Source organism: Mesorhizobium sp. WSM4821, from assembly GCF_055901555.1.
Genome location: NZ_CM148371.1, coordinates 3,553,091 through 3,568,642 on the forward strand (window position 1 = coordinate 3,553,091; position 15,552 = coordinate 3,568,642).

At 65.2% G+C, this 15,552-nt stretch carries 16 protein-coding genes and 1 pseudogene; 16 read left to right on the plus strand and 1 reads right to left on the minus strand.

Features of this window, described 5'->3' with window-relative positions:
• Nucleotides 1–94 precede the first annotated feature (94 nt).
• Nucleotides 95–1,795: a WD40 repeat domain-containing protein gene (locus AC0NID_RS17150; protein WP_473522299.1), complete on the plus strand. Its 1,701-nt coding sequence runs from the start codon at nucleotides 95–97 to the stop codon at nucleotides 1,793–1,795.
• Between the two features lie 133 nt (nucleotides 1,796–1,928).
• The gene (locus AC0NID_RS17155) at nucleotides 1,929–3,941 is read left to right on the plus strand and encodes an amidase (RefSeq protein WP_473453396.1); all 2,013 of its coding nucleotides are present in this window, start codon (nucleotides 1,929–1,931) and stop codon (nucleotides 3,939–3,941) included.
• Between the two features lie 647 nt (nucleotides 3,942–4,588).
• Here AC0NID_RS17155 and AC0NID_RS17160 read toward each other — a convergent pair.
• Nucleotides 4,589–4,918 (minus strand): hypothetical protein, encoded by a 330-nt coding sequence (locus AC0NID_RS17160; RefSeq protein WP_473453394.1) that lies wholly within the window; start codon nucleotides 4,916–4,918, stop codon nucleotides 4,589–4,591.
• 312 nt (nucleotides 4,919–5,230) lie between these two features.
• Here AC0NID_RS17160 and AC0NID_RS17165 point away from each other — a divergent pair, with 312 nt between their 5' ends.
• The 14 genes and pseudogenes from AC0NID_RS17165 to AC0NID_RS17230 all read left to right on the plus strand — a co-directional run bounded on the left by AC0NID_RS17165 (nucleotide 5,231) and on the right by AC0NID_RS17230 (nucleotide 15,525).
• Complete coding sequence (locus tag AC0NID_RS17165; protein ID WP_473453392.1) at nucleotides 5,231–5,476, plus strand: hypothetical protein; 246 nt, start codon at nucleotides 5,231–5,233, stop codon at nucleotides 5,474–5,476.
• Nucleotides 5,477–5,679: 203 nt separating this feature from the next.
• Nucleotides 5,680–6,516, plus strand: a complete 837-nt coding sequence (locus AC0NID_RS17170; RefSeq protein ID WP_473453390.1) for a hypothetical protein — start codon at nucleotides 5,680–5,682, stop codon at nucleotides 6,514–6,516.
• Nucleotides 6,517–6,699: 183 nt separating this feature from the next.
• Nucleotides 6,700–7,251 carry an isochorismatase family protein gene (locus AC0NID_RS17175; RefSeq protein ID WP_473453388.1) on the plus strand — a complete coding sequence of 184 codons (552 nt, stop codon included), beginning with the start codon at nucleotides 6,700–6,702 and terminating at the stop codon, nucleotides 7,249–7,251.
• Between the two features lie 29 nt (nucleotides 7,252–7,280).
• On the plus strand, nucleotides 7,281–7,757 hold the full coding sequence (locus tag AC0NID_RS17180) for a GFA family protein (protein ID WP_473453386.1): 477 nt from the start codon (nucleotides 7,281–7,283) through the stop codon (nucleotides 7,755–7,757).
• A gap of 113 nt (nucleotides 7,758–7,870) precedes the next feature.
• Complete coding sequence (locus tag AC0NID_RS17185) at nucleotides 7,871–9,493, plus strand: ABC-F family ATP-binding cassette domain-containing protein (RefSeq protein WP_473453384.1); 1,623 nt, start codon at nucleotides 7,871–7,873, stop codon at nucleotides 9,491–9,493.
• Between the two features lie 528 nt (nucleotides 9,494–10,021).
• Entirely contained in the window at nucleotides 10,022–11,326 is a 1,305-nt protein-coding gene (locus tag AC0NID_RS17190; RefSeq protein ID WP_473453382.1) for a mechanosensitive ion channel family protein, read from the plus strand.
• Between the two features lie 146 nt (nucleotides 11,327–11,472).
• Nucleotides 11,473–12,597 carry a KamA family radical SAM protein gene (locus tag AC0NID_RS17195; RefSeq protein ID WP_473454027.1) on the plus strand — a complete coding sequence of 375 codons (1,125 nt, stop codon included), beginning with the start codon at nucleotides 11,473–11,475 and terminating at the stop codon, nucleotides 12,595–12,597.
• Nucleotides 12,598–12,726: 129 nt separating this feature from the next.
• Nucleotides 12,727–13,185: a mobile mystery protein A gene (locus tag AC0NID_RS17200; protein WP_473453380.1), complete on the plus strand. Its 459-nt coding sequence runs from the start codon at nucleotides 12,727–12,729 to the stop codon at nucleotides 13,183–13,185.
• On the plus strand, nucleotides 13,182–13,490 hold the full coding sequence (locus tag AC0NID_RS17205) for a hypothetical protein (protein WP_473453378.1): 309 nt from the start codon (nucleotides 13,182–13,184) through the stop codon (nucleotides 13,488–13,490). Before AC0NID_RS17200 ends, AC0NID_RS17205 begins: the two co-directional genes overlap by 4 nt.
• The gene (locus AC0NID_RS17210) at nucleotides 13,373–13,693 is read left to right on the plus strand and encodes a mobile mystery protein B (protein ID WP_473454026.1); all 321 of its coding nucleotides are present in this window, start codon (nucleotides 13,373–13,375) and stop codon (nucleotides 13,691–13,693) included. The genes AC0NID_RS17205 and AC0NID_RS17210 overlap by 118 nt, the downstream gene beginning before the upstream one ends.
• Before the next feature lie 69 nt (nucleotides 13,694–13,762).
• Nucleotides 13,763–14,033, plus strand: a pseudogene (locus AC0NID_RS17215) (KamA family radical SAM protein); the annotation flags it as partial.
• A gap of 242 nt (nucleotides 14,034–14,275) precedes the next feature.
• Nucleotides 14,276–14,914 (plus strand): BA14K family protein, encoded by a 639-nt coding sequence (locus AC0NID_RS17220; RefSeq protein WP_473453376.1) that lies wholly within the window; start codon nucleotides 14,276–14,278, stop codon nucleotides 14,912–14,914.
• A 129-nt stretch (nucleotides 14,915–15,043) separates the two neighbouring features.
• Nucleotides 15,044–15,361, plus strand: a complete 318-nt coding sequence (locus AC0NID_RS17225; RefSeq protein ID WP_473453374.1) for a DUF2934 domain-containing protein — start codon at nucleotides 15,044–15,046, stop codon at nucleotides 15,359–15,361.
• 14 nt (nucleotides 15,362–15,375) lie between these two features.
• Nucleotides 15,376–15,525, plus strand: coding sequence for a hypothetical protein (locus AC0NID_RS17230; protein WP_473453372.1), 150 nt, complete (start codon nucleotides 15,376–15,378; stop codon nucleotides 15,523–15,525).
• The last annotated feature ends 27 nt before the right edge of the window (nucleotides 15,526–15,552 follow it).

Consider the following 15,552-nt stretch of genomic DNA (forward strand, 5'->3'; position numbering starts at 1 on the left):
GAGATTGGCCATCAAACAGAAGGACATCGACAAGCCCTGCGCTGACCGGCATCATTGCGGACGAGACGGATAGCGGCCCGAGGGGGGGAGCCCGATGAACAGGTTTACCGACAGGTTGCTCGCGGTGCTGCTGCTGGCGATCGGCATGCTCTGCTTCACACGTGTGTATTTCGCGCTGGGCGGCGAGGGCACCGGCGACGCTTTTGCCTCCGCGCGCCTGGCTTTTTTCGGGGCGGCGGGCGCTGTCTCGGCGCTTGCACCCCTACTGTTCTGGGCCGGCCTGTTGCCAGACCGGTCGGCGCTCGATCCGAAGGCGCCTCTGTTCGGCAGGGCTGCCGAAACGCAACCCGGCGGACGACCACGCCTGCGGAAGCTCTTCGCCGTCGTTGCGTTCCTTGCCGTGCTGGCTCTGGTGACCGAGCAGTTCGGCCCCTGGTCGCGGCAGCCACAGGACGTCGGCAAAAGCCTGACTGCCGAGCAATCCGCGCCGGGCGCGCCGAAAGGCGAAGACGTCGCCAGCGCACCAGCCCCTGCGCCGGAAGCGCCCGCCGCGTCGGGTTCGCCTGAGGCAGCGGATCCGCCTGAGGCAGCGGTCACGCCTGAGGCAGCGCCTGCCGAGGCCGCGCCTGCATCGCCGACCGAGGTGACGGCCGAACCGCCGCCGCAGAGCGGCAATGGCGATCAAACCGGCGATCCGAGCGCGGAGCCCGCCGGGGCCGAACAGATGCAACCGCCGGCTCCTGCCTCGCCAACCGAGGTTGCGCTTGCCCCGCCTGTCTCACCGCCGGAGGCTGTTCCGGCCCCGGCCCCGGCCCCGGCCCCGGCCCCGGCCCCGGCTCCGCCGCAGACCGTCGCGCCGCTGCCGCCGGCGCCGCCGCCGCGGCCGACGCAGCCCGATGGCCACCGCAAGCCCGTCGTCTGGCTGGCGGTGGCGTCTGACGGGCACTCGATCCTGAGCGCCAGCACCGACCACACGATCAAGCTCTGGGATATCGACGGCAAGCGCCTGATCCGCACCCTCGGCGTTCACAACGACATGGCGCGCACGGCGCTTTTCCTGCCCGGCGGCGCGCGGGCGCTGACGGCGGGCGACGATGGCGAGATCGTGCTGCGCCAGCTCTCAGACGGCGCGGTGCTGCATGTGTTTTCGTCGGGCCAGAACGGCGGCGTCAACAAGCTGGCGATCAGCCTCGACGGCAAGCGTGCCGTCAGCGGGCACGACACCGGCAGGGTCATCGTCTGGGACATCGAGAGACGCACCGTGCTGCATGTGATGCCGGGGCACGACTGGTCGATCAGCGGCGTCGCCGTCTCGCCGGACGGCACACGCGCGGTCAGCGGCAGCATCGAGGGGACATTGAAGCTCTGGGACATCGGCACCGGCAAGCAGCTGCGCAGCTGGCACGGGCATGAGCGCGGCCCCTATGGCGTGGTGTTCACGGCCGACGGGCGCCATCTGATCACCGGCAGCGGCGACTATACGATCAAGCAGTGGGATCTCGACACCGGCCGCGAAGTCCGCCGCCTCGAGGGCCATTCGGGCACGGTCTATGCGGTGGCGCTGTCGGCCGACGGCAAGCGACTGCTCTCCGGCTCGCTCGACGGCACGGCACGGCTATGGGACATGGACACCGGCAACGAGACCGCCCTGTTCGACAGCCGCTCCGGTCCGATCTATGCGGTGGCGTTCGCCGCCGACGGCACGATCCTGACCGGCGGCTACGACCGCGCCATCCGGGACTGGCCGGCGGGCGGCGGCGATGCGGTGGCGTTGTTCCCGGGCGCGCCGGAGTGATAGGGCCGATTTGAGACTGCCAATTTCATTGCTGGAGCTTGAACCTGTCCTGCCGGACAACCCCCCGCAAGGGGGAAGATCGGCAGCGTCGTCGACAGCGCCAACCGTCACCAACCTTGGGAAACACACCCTCGTGACCAATCTCCACATAGTCGAGGCTTCGATCGCGGAGCTGCGGCGGGCGTTGGAGGCTGGCACCGTCACCAGCGTCGAGCTGGTCGGCGCCTGCCTGCGCAGGATTGCGCATTACGACCGGCATGGGATCACCCTCAATGCCATTCCCGTGCTCAATCCTAAAATGTTCGAGGAGGCGGCTGCGTCCGACCGGCGCCGCAGGAACGGCGCGGCGCTCGGGCCGCTGGACGGCATCCCCTACACCGCCAAGGACAGCTACAAGGTGGCGGGCCTGACGGTCGCCGCCGGCTCGCCCGCCTTCGAACATCTCACGGCCAACGAGGACGCCTTTACCATCGCGCGGCTGAGGGCCGGCGGCGCGGTGCTGATCGGGCTCACCAACATGCCGCCTATGGCCAATGGCGGCATGCAGCGCGGGGTCTATGGCCGGGCGGAGAGCCCCTACAATGCCGATTATCTGACCGCGGCCTTCGCGTCCGGTTCGTCCAACGGCTCGGGCACGGCGACCGCCGCAAGCTTCGCCGCCTTCGGGCTCGGCGAGGAGACATGGTCGTCGGGCCGGGCGCCGGCGTCGAACAATGCGCTGGTCGCCTACACGCCGTCACGCGGCGTCATTTCCGTGCGCGGCAACTGGCCGCTGGTGCCGACGATGGACGTAGTGGTGCCGCATACGCGCAGCGTGCCGGACCTGCTTGAACTGCTCGACGTGATCGTCGCCGACGACCCCGATGCGAGAGGCGATTTCTGGTGCGCGCAGCCCTGGGTGGCGCTGCCGAAGGGCTCGGTCGTGCGGCCGCCACGCTACACCGGGCTCAGGCTGGAAGGCGCGCTGCAAGGTATGCGGCTCGGCGTGCCGCGCATGTATATCGGCCGCGATACGGAAGCTGGCGCCCCGATCCAGACTCGCGCGTCGGTGCTTGAGCTGTGGGAGCAAGCGGCGGCCGATCTCAGGCGGCTCTGCGCAACGGTGGTCGAAGTCGATTTCCCCGTCGTCTCCAACTACGAGCGCGACCGGCCGGGCACAAAGAACATGGTCGATCGCGGGCTGGTGCCGGAAGGATTCGCCGAGCGCGAGATATGGGACCTGTGCATCTTTGCCTGGGACGATTTCCTGCGCGCCAATGCCGACCCGGCCATTCCCGATCTCGCCTCGGTCGACGGCCCAAAGATATTTCCGCAGCCGCCGGGCACGCTGCCGGATCGTTATGGCGACAGTTTCGATCTGGCGGAGTATGTCGAGCGGGCGAAGCTGGGCGTGACACCCTTCGCCGATATCCCCGAACTGGAGGCCGGCCTGAAGGGCCTGGAGGCGACGCGGCGGATCGACTTCGAGGATTGGCTGGACGCGCAAGGACTCGACGCGGTGGTGTTGCCCGCCGTCGCCGATGTCGGACCGGCTAACGCGGATGTCGACGAGGCGTCCGCGGCGCTGGCGTGGCGCAACGGCACCTGGGTCGCCAACGGCAACCTGGTGCCGCGGCATCTGGGTATCCCGACCGTCACCGTGCCGATGGGCACGATGGCCGATATCGGCATGCCGGTCGGCCTTACCTTCGCTGGCAAGGCTTATGATGACGCCAGGCTGCTTCAGCTGGCCGGCGATTTCGAGCGCTCTGGCCGGCGCCGCATCCGCCCGCCACGCACGCCGGAGCTGGCCGACGATGTTTTCCCCGACCGGCCTGGCGCTCTCCGGCCCGGCGACGCGCCGCCGTTGATCGTTACGCTTGCCGCCGAGATACGGCATGCGGGCGGCCAGGACGAGATAGCGATCACGCTCGACCTGAGCGATGGCGCCGAGTCCGCCAGCGTCAAGGTGCATGCCAATGGCGAGGCTGTCGCCATGCACCGCAGCGGCGCGCGCTTTACCGGGCGTGCCCTTGTGCCGGCCGCCACGCACAAGTCGGTCCATAGCGTCTGGCGCGGCTCATACGGCTCGATCGTCACCGCTGTCGTGCGCCTCGAGGACGGAAGCGTCGCCGGCGCCTATGCGGTGACGGGCGGAATTGGGTGAGGGGACTGCTGCAAGCACAGATGCTGACGGAAGACAGCAGGCGGATAGGGAAAGCTCGGATGAGAAGATCTCTTGTAGTTGGCGCGATTATGCTCGCATTCCACGGCAACTCGCACGCTCAGAGCGTGGCCGAAGGCATTCACCGCAACGGGCAAGGCCCGTCAAGGATGTGCGGTTTCCACGGTGCTGACGCACTGGATTTGATCAGGCGAGTGAAGGCATCTCCAGTGCTGCGCGGGGTTTCTGCTTCATCCCGCTTCGAACTGTTCGTTTCTGCTGACGAGCTAACGCAGTGGAGTTTCACAAGACCCGCTGAACAGGCCTACCCCGCCATAACGTGCAGACGCCTCAGCAGGGATTGGCGAGGCAGCTGGCACCAAGAACGAACTATACGCTGCGAAGCAGGTCGCCGGGCTTGCGATAGGCTGTTTGCCGAGTTCCAGCGGCTCGACGAGCAATTCCGGCGCTCGCTGCGCAAATAGATCGGGCAGGAACGGCGCTACGCTTGGACTGCTGGACGGCATCGTCGCCAAGGAAAACTATGAGATAGAGGGCGTGACGACGGCCGCCAGCTTGCCCACCTTGGAGCATCTCACCGCCGATGGCAGCATTCAGCGCGCCGTTTTCAACCAGCTTCTCAATCTGCGTCAATCCGGCTTACAGGGGTCGGCCTTGGCCGCCGCTGTCTTGTCGCCTTCCTGCTGCGCCTCGGCATCCTGCTGCGACGTAGCAAGGTTCTTATCCCCGCCGCCTTCCTGTTTGGCAAGCGGCATGGTGTTGGCGTCCTTGTTGGCCGGGCCGCCTTCGACCCTGTTGCCGGCATTCGCGTCAGCTTCAAGGGGTGCACGCGTTGCGTCTTTCGCGACTCCTGATTGAGACTCGATCGATGCGGTCGTGTCGTGGCAGGCGGCGCTTGCCGCGCCGGCCGTCAGGCCGATCATAGAAGTGGCAAGCAAAATGGCGGTTAGCGTCTTCATCTCATACTCCTTTCAGTGTTTAATGCTATCTTCCTAAACTGACGTCGGCACCCGAGGTTCCGCCAATTCAGTTCATTCCGGACTGGCCATCGCTCCCAAGCCAACATCCCGAACTCTCGTTGGCGGCGTCGAGAAACAACCGAACCCAAGTAACTTGCCAACCGGACGTTGCATCAGCGCAGCCGCTGCTCGACACGGTACTTGCGCACTCGCTAAAATAATGGGATGTTGGTTTGGGGTTATGGGTATCGAGTATTGGGTAAGGGGGAAGGCGTCTCGGCTGTTGTAAGTTCCGGGACGGCTCTGAAAATCATGAATGTTGTGCAGTTCCTGGTGGGCATGCTCATCATGTCGTCCGTCGTTGCGACCTCGACTTATTGGGCGACGGGTTCAATCTGGAAGGCTCTCGGCTGGACGTTCATTGCCGTGGTCGTTTTGGAGGTTGGACATTTTGTGTACATCCTCTGGGTGACTTATGGGCCGGGCGCGGAAGCCGCAGACACTGATCCCCCGGATACGGCTATCTGGCTCGACCACGGATCTGGTATCTGCCTCTAACGGGTGCCGCGCCATCTCGGCATTCCGACCGTGACTGTGCTGCCCGCGCGGCCTGGACGTATTCCGGCCGACGAGCAAAGGGGCTCCACAGCTGGCGTGGTTTTTACCGCTCGATCGTCACCGCGATCGTGCGACATGAGGAGGTCCGCCGGCGCCCATGCGGTCACCGGCGGCATCGGGTGACAGAACAACACTGATCTGGCATGTTGGGCCAAAGGCCAGCAGGCTGCGGCAAGTATCGAGTAATCGGCAAGAGGGGGCTGTGTAAAGTGTACGGGTCGGCTCGGCTGAAGGGTCTTTTGCGCGTGCGGCTTTTGCAGGCGATCGTGGTGTCTGCTGCGCTGGCAGGCCTGATTGAGGGATGTGCCGGCCCTCACGTCATCGAGGGTGCGGTCCCGATGGCTCCCCGGGCCGCCCGGACCCTGCAATCCTGCACCGCGCAATGGCTGGCTCATCGCCACACGACCCAGTCGGCAGCCAAGGCCTTCGCCAAAAAATGCCTCCATGCGCAAGGCGCGGTGGAGCAGCAGTTGGACAGAAAGACGGTTGCGCGCAAGCTTGCGGCGCTGATCGACGCCGACAAACGGCTGACAGCTCTCGAACCGTCCGACGTTGGTGCGTTCTGCCCTGGTTACATGACGCAGGACCGAAAAGGGCGCGCGGTTTTCTGGCGCACGCTGTTGGTCAACCTGACCGGTGCGGAATCCGTCTACAACACCGCTACGGCCTATTGGGAAGCGGATCTGGGTTGGTACAGCATAGGGCTGCTGCAGCTCTCGCTGGCCGACGAGGAAAGATACAGATGCGGCTTCAGATCGGAGGCCGACATTACCGATCCCAACCGGAATCTCGTGTGCGGCGTCAAGGTCGTGACCATGCTCGTCGCCGAGGACGGCATGATTGGTGGTGGCGCCGGTCACGAGATGAAGGGTATCGGCGCCTACTGGCAGAACCTTCGGCGGCCGTCCAAGGTGCGTACCGAGTTGATGAACTCCACAAGAGCCATCTCGCAATGTCGGGTCGCCCCCCGAAACTCATAGTGGACGGAATCGGCGCTGGCAGCCGCGTTCGGTCATGCGCCTACGCGATCGCGGGCGGGATTGGATGCGGCGTTGCTGGCTGAGCGCGCAATCCTCCCCACCACAAAGGGAGATCGGCAGCTTCAGCGTCGACGGCGCCATTCCGATCCTTGATCGGCCTCGCCGCCGTGCTATGTGAAAAAGATGTCAGAACCAACACCCGCGCCCACTGCGCCGCTCGTCGTGATCGACCTCCAGACCGGCATGTTCGATGGCGTCGCCGAGCCACCGATCCATGATGCCGACGGCATTGCTGCCCGCGCCCGCGCGCTGATCGATTGGGCACGCCGCGGCGGGCGCAAGGTCGCCTTCGTCAGGCATGACGGGCCGGCGGGCGATCCGCTGGCGCCGGGCGAACCGGGCTGGCCGGTGTGGCCGGCGCTCGGCCAGGCTGGCGACGAGCCGACCTTTGCCAAGAGCGTGGGCGACGCCTTCAGCAATGCAGCGCTTGGCGAATGGGTGGCCGGGCAGGGCGCCGGCGAGGTCGTCCTGGTTGGCGCGCAGACCGACTTTTGCCTGGCCGCCACGGTGAAGGGTGCCTTCGCCTTGGGGCTTGGCGTGACCGTGGTTTGCGACGCCCACAGCACGCTCGATACCGCCAGCGAGACCGCGCCGGAGATCATCGCCCGGCACAATGCCGCCTTCGCCGATGCCGGTGTTATTCTGGTGACGACGAAGGCGCTGACCGGCGGCTGAGTTTCGCAAGCAAGACCTGGAGGAGTCCCGTGAAAAACCTTACCTTGCCTGCCGTAGGCGGATGCCGCTGCGGGCGCGTCCGTGTGAGGGTTTCCGCGCCGTCGCTGCTGACCATGGCCTGCCATTGCACGGGGTGCCAGCGTATGTCGGCCAGCGCCTATTCGCTAAGCGCCGCCATTCCTTCGGAGGCGTTCGCGGTCACGCAGGGAGAGCCGGAAATCGGCGGGCTGCACGGCGCCTCGCGCCATTTCTTCTGCCCATACTGCATGAGCTGGATGTTCACGCGGCCGGAAGGGTTGGACTGGTTCGTCAATCTGCGCCCGACCATGCTCGACGACCCAAGCTGGTTCACGCCGTTCATCGAGACGTGGACAAGCGAGAAACTGCCCTGGGCCAGCACGCCGGCCGTGCACAGCTACGAGGCGCTGCCGGCCATTGAGGAGTATGAGAAGCTGACCACCGAATTTGCCGGCAGCTTTGGCGGTGCGGGCAACGCTGGCGGCTGACCTGCCCCAGCTTCGGGGCAATTTGGCGCGGGTCCGCATGATTTGCGGGCTTCCTCTGGCGCAGCCGATCGCGTAAGGCCCGGGGAAATTCCCCTGAAGCCTCGCGTGGAAGCATGATACGTCTCGAAAACATCAGCAAGCAGAACGGCCGGCAGATCGTCTTCATCGAGGCCTCCGCCTCGCTGCAGAAGGGCGAAAAGGTCGGGCTGGTCGGCCCCAACGGCGCCGGCAAGACGACGCTGTTTCGCATGATCTACGGCGAGGAGCAGCCCGACGAGGGCCAGGTCTCGGTCGATCGCGGCGTGACCATCGGCTATTTCAGCCAGGATGTCGGCGACATGGAAGGCCGCAGCGCTGTCGCCGAAGTGATGGACGGCGCCGGGCCGGTGAGCGAAGTGGCGGCCGAGATGCGCGAGCTCGAAGCCGCCATGGGCGATCCCGATCGTGCCGACGAGATGGACGACATCATCGCCCGCTATGGTGATCTGCAGGCGCGTTTCGAGGAGCTCGACGGCTATGCGCTGGACGGCCGCGCCCGCGAGGTGCTGGACGGCCTTGGCTTCAGCCAGGAGATGATGGACGGCGACGTCGGAAAACTTTCCGGCGGCTGGAAGATGCGCGTGGCGCTGGCCAGGATCCTGTTGATGCGGCCCGACGCCATGCTGCTCGACGAGCCAAGCAACCATCTCGACCTGGAAAGCCTGATCTGGCTGGAGCAGTTCCTGAAGAATTATGACGGGGCGCTGCTGATGACCTCGCACGATCGCGAGTTCATGAACCGCATCGTCAAAAAGGTGGTGGAGATCGACGGCGGCTCGCTGACCGCCTACTCCGGCAACTATGAATTCTACCAGCAGCAGCGGGCGATCGCCGACCGGCAGCAGCAGGCGCAGTTCGAACGCCAGCAGGCGATGCTGGCCAAGGAGATCGCCTTCATCGAGCGCTTCAAGGCGCGCGCCTCGCATGCCGCCCAGGTGCAGAGCCGAGTGAAGAAACTGGAGAAGATCGACCGCGTCGAACCGCCCAAGCGTCGCCAGAAGGTGTCGTTCGATTTCCAGCCGGCGCCGCGCTGCGGCGAGGACGTGGTGACGCTGAAGAACATCCACAAGAGCTATGGCAGCCGCTCGATCTATGAGGGGCTGGATTTCCAGGTGCGCCGCCGCGAGCGCTGGTGCGTGATGGGCATCAACGGCGCCGGCAAGTCGACGCTGTTGAAGCTGGTGGCCGGCGCGTCAGAGCCGGACAACGGCACCGTGGCGCGCGGGCCTAGCGTCAAGATGGGCTATTTCGCGCAGCACGCCATGGAGGTGCTGGAGGGCGAGCGCACGGTGTTCCAGACGCTGGAGGATGCCTTCCCGCAGGCAGGCCAGGCGCCGCTCAGGGCGCTGGCCGGCTGCTTCGGCTTTTCCGGCGACGAGATCGAGAAGAAATGCCGGGTGCTGTCGGGCGGCGAGAAGGCGCGTCTGGTGATGGCGCTGATGCTGTTCGAGCCGCCCAACCTTCTGGTGCTGGACGAGCCGACCAACCACCTCGACATCGCCACCAAGGAAATGCTGATCACAGCACTTTCGCAGTATGAGGGCACCATGCTGTTCGTCTCGCACGACCGGCATTTCCTGGCGGCGCTGTCGAACCGGGTGCTGGAACTGACGCCCGAGGGCATCCACACCTATGGCGGCGGCTATACGGAGTATGTCGAGCGCACCGGGCAGGAGGCACCGGGGCTGCGGAGCTGAGGCGGGCAGCGGCGCTCGCCGCCACCCAAACGCTCGATTTCGGGGGCGCTGCTCAGCCGGCCAGAACAATTTCGCGCAGCGGTGTTTCTCCATCAATATCGAAGATGCGGACGATCCGGCCGACCTCCTCAACTGCCGCGACAGGGAACAGTGGGGGTACTCCAAAGCGCGTCCCGGACCGGGCGGAACCCCGAGCGGCCCGGCGTCGTAGCCTGAGGGGGGGAGGGACTGGCGCCGAGCCTAACCGGTTGGAGGGGTAGATCACCGGCCATTTATTTATATACGCTCAAGCTAATGTAAGAGCAAGCTAATGTTTTGCGTTAGCGATCTGAAGCCGGAGGGAATCGGCGCCTATGGCGACCGGTATCTGATATGTCGGGCGCGCCGGGCAGCAAGCGCCGGGGTTGCGCGGCTGAAGCGCAGAGCGGGGCATCCATGGTCGTCATGGCCGCCGGCTTGACCCCTCGCGAGGCCGGCGACATTGTGATGGCGAGTTGCTGTTCGCCAGTTCATAACGGTCGTGTGGAAATGGATTTTCGCAACGCCATCGACGAAGCGCTGGCCTGGGCCAGCCGATGGTTCGACTACGCCGTCACGCCGTGGTTTTTCTATCAGGCCGCAATCATCGTCGTGCTCTTCCTCGTCGCGAAGCTCGCGGCGCGGCGCATCGAGCCGCTCGTGGAGGACCGGGCGCGCCGGATCAAGGGACATCCCGGGCTGTTGAGGGTCGTGGTTGCCCTGTTGCGGCGCACCGACTGGATCCTGTTCACGCTCTTCCTGCTTGCCGCGCTCGTTCTCATGCGCGCCGTCACCTGGCCAAGCCGGACCCATTTCATCTATATCGCGCTGTCGCTGTCCCTCGCGTGGCTGTTCGCGTCGGTGCTGTCGCGCATCATCCGCAACCGCATCGTTGCGCGCACTCTCGCCTGGCTCACCTGGATCTATGCGGCCCTTGTCATCCTGGGCATCGATGACGAGACCGCCACTTTCCTGGACGGCCTCGCAATACCTTTGGGCGCGGTTCGCCTGTCGGCGCTCATGGTGCTGAAAGCGGCGCTGCTGCTGATCGCCACCGTTTGGCTTGCGGTGGTCGTCGGCAAATATATCGATGAGCGCGTCCGGATCTCCGAAGAGCTGACGCCCTCGATCCGCGTCCTCGTCGGCAAGGTCGCGAAGATCGGCCTCGTGCTGGTGGCGGGCGCCATCGCTCTGTCTTCCGTCGGTCTCGACCTGACGGCTCTGACGATATTCTCCGGCGCCGTCGGCGTCGGCCTGGCTTTCGGGCTGCAAAAGGTCGTTTCGAATTTCGTCTCCGGCATGATCATCCTTCTCGACAAGTCGATCAAGCCGGGCGACACCATTTCGCTCGAAGGCACCTTCGGCTGGGTACGCGAATTGCGGGCGCGGTTCGTCTCGGTGGTGACGCGCGACGGCCGCGAATTCCTGATCCCGAACGAAGACTTCATCACCCAAAGGGTCATCAACTGGTCGTTCAGCGACAACCTGGTGCGGCTCGATGTGAATTTCGGGGTCTCTTACGACGCCGACCCGCACAAGGTGAGCGAGCTGGCGATAGCGGCCGCCATGAGCGTCGGCCGGGTCGAAGCCGACCGGCGGCCGGTCTGCTGGCTCACGGAGTTCGGCGACTCCTCGCTCGATTTCGTCCTGCGCTTCTGGATTCACGACCCCCAGCAAGGCCTGACCAACGTGCGCGGCAAGGTGCTGCTGGCGCTGTGGGACACATTTAGGGAAAACGGCATCAGCATCCCTTATCCGCATCGCGAGATCATCATGAAGCCGGATGGACGCGCTGGGAGATCACGCGGGCGCTGAGGGTGCGGCAGGGTCGTGGCGCGGCGCGCCCCTTCGTCCGTGCATCCAACACCGCTTATTGCCTTCAAGACTTGGCTCCAATGCTGTATCCAGCCCGAATTCAAGGAGCTTCGATGACCTCACATCTCGACATCCCCGACGGCAGTATGGCTGTCGACGACGGCAGCATAGCTGCCGATGACGAGCGCGCCCCGGACGCCGACGCCGCGTGGCAGGACGATGTTCGCGGCGGCGTGCGGCATGTGCGCGATCTCGCCTCCCTGCCGCTCTCGTCGGCCGAGCGCGCTGCGGCGCAAGCCGCGGCCACGCGCCACAAGGTTCGCATCCCCAAAGCCTATCTCGACCTGATCGACTGGAGCGATCCCGCCGACCCCATACGCGCGCAGGTCATCCCGTCGCCCGACGAACTGGCCGGGCAGGAAAGCGAGCTCGACGATCCGATCGCCGACCACGCCTTCAGTCCGGTGCCGCGATTGACGCATCGCCATGCCGACCGGGTCCTGCTGTTCCCGACCTATCAATGCGCGGTCTATTGCCGGTTCTGCTTCCGCAAGGAATCGCTGACCTCGATCGGCCGCGGCTATACGCGCGAGGCGCTGGAGCCGGCCTTCGCCTATATCGAGGCCCATCCCGAAATCCGCGAAGTGATCCTGACCGGCGGCGACCCGCTGTCGCTGCCGGACAAGGCGCTGGCCGAAATCCGCGCCCGCATCGAGGCCATCCCGCATGTGCGGCTCTTGCGCATCCACACGCGCGTGCCCGTCGCTTTGCCGTCGCGCATCACGACAGGGCTGGTTCAGGCCTTGCAAGGCCGGCTGATGGTCACGGTCGTCACCCATTTCAACCACGCGCGGGAGATCACCGACGCCGCCGAGCAGGCCTGCCGCACGTTGCGGCAAGGCGGCTTCGTGCTGCTCAACCAGAGCGTTCTGCTGAAAGGCGTCAACGACACGGTCGAGGTGCTGGAGGAACTGTGCCGCGAGCTGATGTACCGCCTCGGCGTCAAACCCTATTACCTGCACCACGGCGACCTCGCGCGCGGCATGGCGCATAGGCGCACCACGATTGCCGAAGGACAGGCGCTGGCCGGCGCCTTGCGCGCGCGGCTCTCGGGCATCTGCAACCCCGTCTACGTGCTGGACCTGCCGGACGGCGGCGGGAAAGTGCCGCTGGGGCCGTGCCATGTCGAAGGGCGGGACGGGGAGACTTGGCGGATTCGCGGGCAGGATGGCGAGGTGAGGGCGTATAGGGAAGTTGTTGGGCATCCCTGAAAGCCTGGGACCGTGCGAAGCGGGGTCGCGCAACGACTGGTAATGTCAACATAAATATTGACACTTTAGAACACTCTGTATACATATACATTGACGACTTGATGAGTCACGTCAATATGTGAGTTTACAATGAGCGTCAAACACGCTGTTCGCGAGCAGTACCAGGCGACGGTGAACCTCGCCCAGGGCGGCAATATTCATATCCCTCCGGAAGGCTGGATCCGCACGGGGCGCAAGGCGCTCGGCATGTCTGGCGCGCAGCTTGCGCGGCGGCTAGGGGTTACGCGCGCCCGCATCGCGCAGGCGGAACGGGCCGAGCTCGATGGCGGCGTCACGCTGAAATCCATGCAGGCCGCCGCCGAAGCCATGGGCTGCCGTTTCGTCTACGCCTTCGTGCCGCCCGACGACATCGAGACTATTATCCTCGCGCAGGCTCGAAAAAAGGCGAGGGCGACCGTCGGCGCGGCAGCTAAGCACATGGCGCTGGAGGACCAGGCCGTATCGGACAGCCGGACGGAGCAGGAAATATTGCGCCTCATGCGCGAGCTTATGTACCAAATGCCGCCCGATTTCTGGCAGGACAAGTGACGTCAGCCATGGCGGTCAGGCTCGACTATCCCGAAGGCGCGACGCCTCTCGATCCGAACGAGCTTGGCGGGCTGAAGCACAGGCACGTCACCACCCAGGGCGAATTGGACGAACTGGAGCAGGCGAACATCGCATCCGGACTGCGCTGGCTGGCCGGCGCAGAGATATCCTCACCGACGATTTCGCGATCGAGCTTCACCGCCGCCTCTTCGGTGAGGTCTGGAGTTGGGCCGGCAGCTTCAGGAAGACAGGCAAGAACATCGGCGTCGATCCAGCTCACATCGGCATCGAATTGCGCGCCGTGATGGACGACGCGCGCTACTGGGCGGACCGTGGAACCTATCGGCCTGTCGAGATGGCGGTACGCCTGCACCACCACCTCCTATGGGTCCATCCCTTTGCCAACGGCAACGGCCGCCACGCCCGCATCATGGGCGACGTCGTGCTTGAGAAGATCTACGGGGCCGGCCCCATTGACTGGACTGCCGGCTCGGACCTTCATGAGTGAGCGCCGAGCGGCCTATATCGCGGCCCTCAAGGCCGCTGACAATCACGACATTGGCCCGTTGCTGGCCTTTGCCGAGACGCCAGAATAGGCGGCTTCGTGCTGCTCAACCACGGCGTTTTGCTGAAAGGCGTCAAAGACACGCCCAGGTGCTGGATGAGCTGTGCCGCGAGCTGATGTACCGCGTCGGCGTCAAACCCTAGTACCTGCACCATGGCGACCTTGCGCGCGGCAAGGTGCCGATTGGGCCGTGCCGCGTCGAGGCACGAGACGGGGAGACCTGGCGGATTCGGGGCAGGATGGCGAGGTGAGGGCGTATAGGGAGGTGGTCGGCGACCTTTGAAAGCTTGGGTTCCTCGCCCCGTGCAGCGCAGGGCGATCGCATATCGGTAAGTGCCCCTCACCCGGATTGCCAACCGAATTGCAAAGGGCAATTCGGGCAATCCGACCTCTCCCCGAGGGGAGAGGAGCCAGCGCTGACGCTTCTCTCTTCTCCCCGCCGGGGAGGGCGCGAAGCTCCCGCGCTTTCCTGGAACCGGATCGAATGCCTCGCATTTTAGAGATGACGGGGCAGAGGAGCGCAAGGTGAAAGCTTTACTGGCGGTACTTGGCGGCTTCGGGCTGACACTCGCCGTGTTCGCCAGCGGACTGGGCTTCGCCGTCTGGCTTCTTACCGCCAAGCCGGTGCGCCAGGTCGCCCCGGCTTCCAGCGTGGCCGAACTGTGGGCCAGGGAGCCGCGGACGGTGAACCCTGCTTCGCAGCGTCTCGAGCGCCTTCCCGCCCGCCCGGTCGATCGCACCTCGAAACCTGCCCGTGCCGCAACCTCGGCGCTCGACGCCATCGTTACCGGCTCTATCCAGCCGCCGGCGGACGAGCAGCAGGCGGTGCCTGCCGCCCATGTGGAATGGTGCGCAAGCCATTACCGCTCCTACAGGCCAGACGACGACCACTACACATCCTACAGCGGACAACAGCGCCCCTGCATCTCGCCCTATTTCCAGGCCGGTGCCACCGGGCGCACCTCGCCGCTCCCCGACGACGCCAGCTATGTCGAGGCGAACGACGCCTGGTCAATGGATGGCGACGTCGCGTCGGATGGAACCGGCGGCGCCTGGGTTTCGCCCGACCACGTGCAATATTGCTTCAGCCGCTACCGTTCGTACCGGCCGGAAGACAACAGCTACCAGCCTTACTCCGGCGGCCCGCGCCGGCAGTGCGAGTAGGCGGGGTTGGGTGCCGGCTGGTGGCCGCAGTGCATGGCGCCTTGCGCGACCCCACCCCACCGATCACGCAGATTTCTTGGATCGTTCGGGTCGGCGCGGCGTTCATCCGATACCAAAGGAGGAATCAACATGGGCGACGACCGGGAAGACAAGGTTCGTGAGCGCGCATATCATATCTGGGAACGTGAAGGCGGGATCCATGGCGATCCTGAGCGGCACTGGCACCAGGCCGAGATCGACAGGGAGGCAGCCCTGCCACTGACGGCAGGCGATGCCCTACCGGAAACCCGCGCGGTCGCGAGCTCCGACATCTTGACGGTAGAGGCCCTGGCCATGCGCACCGGGATATCGGGCGAACAGGCGCAGGAACTGATCGACAGGCTGGGCAACGATCGAGCGGCGATCGAGCAAGCTGCGCGCAACCTCAAGGGGAAGCGGCGGCCGTAGCCAAGGAGAGTCAGATGATCAGAAAACTCAAAGACGGAAAATACCGCCTCTATTCGCGCAAGAAGGACGAAAAGACCGGCCGGCGACGCAATCTCGGCACCTTCGATACCCGCGAGGCCGCCAAGAGGCACGAACGCGAGGTGCAGTATTTCAAGCGCCATTGAGGCGGCGCTGATGGCGGTGCTGTGCTT

Bases quoted from the DNA above. Each gene is read 5' to 3' on its own strand.
- AC0NID_RS17150 (WP_473522299.1), top strand. From the start codon at position 95: ATGAACAGGTTTACCGACAGGTTGCTCGCGGTGCTGCTGCTGGCGATC.
- AC0NID_RS17200 (WP_473453380.1), top strand. From the start codon at position 12,727: ATGAGCGTCAAACACGCTGTTCGCGAGCAGTACCAGGCGACGGTGAAC.
- AC0NID_RS17185 (WP_473453384.1), top strand. From the start codon at position 7,871: ATGATACGTCTCGAAAACATCAGCAAGCAGAACGGCCGGCAGATCGTC.
- AC0NID_RS17165 (WP_473453392.1), top strand. From the start codon at position 5,231: ATGAATGTTGTGCAGTTCCTGGTGGGCATGCTCATCATGTCGTCCGTC.
- AC0NID_RS17190 (WP_473453382.1), top strand. From the start codon at position 10,022: ATGGATTTTCGCAACGCCATCGACGAAGCGCTGGCCTGGGCCAGCCGA.
- AC0NID_RS17195 (WP_473454027.1), top strand. From the start codon at position 11,473: ATGGCTGTCGACGACGGCAGCATAGCTGCCGATGACGAGCGCGCCCCG.
- AC0NID_RS17225 (WP_473453374.1), top strand. From the start codon at position 15,044: ATGGGCGACGACCGGGAAGACAAGGTTCGTGAGCGCGCATATCATATC.
- AC0NID_RS17160 (WP_473453394.1), bottom strand. From the start codon at position 4,918: ATGAAGACGCTAACCGCCATTTTGCTTGCCACTTCTATGATCGGCCTG.
- AC0NID_RS17175 (WP_473453388.1), top strand. From the start codon at position 6,700: ATGTCAGAACCAACACCCGCGCCCACTGCGCCGCTCGTCGTGATCGAC.
- AC0NID_RS17170 (WP_473453390.1), top strand. From the start codon at position 5,680: ATGTTGGGCCAAAGGCCAGCAGGCTGCGGCAAGTATCGAGTAATCGGC.
- AC0NID_RS17230 (WP_473453372.1), top strand. From the start codon at position 15,376: ATGATCAGAAAACTCAAAGACGGAAAATACCGCCTCTATTCGCGCAAG.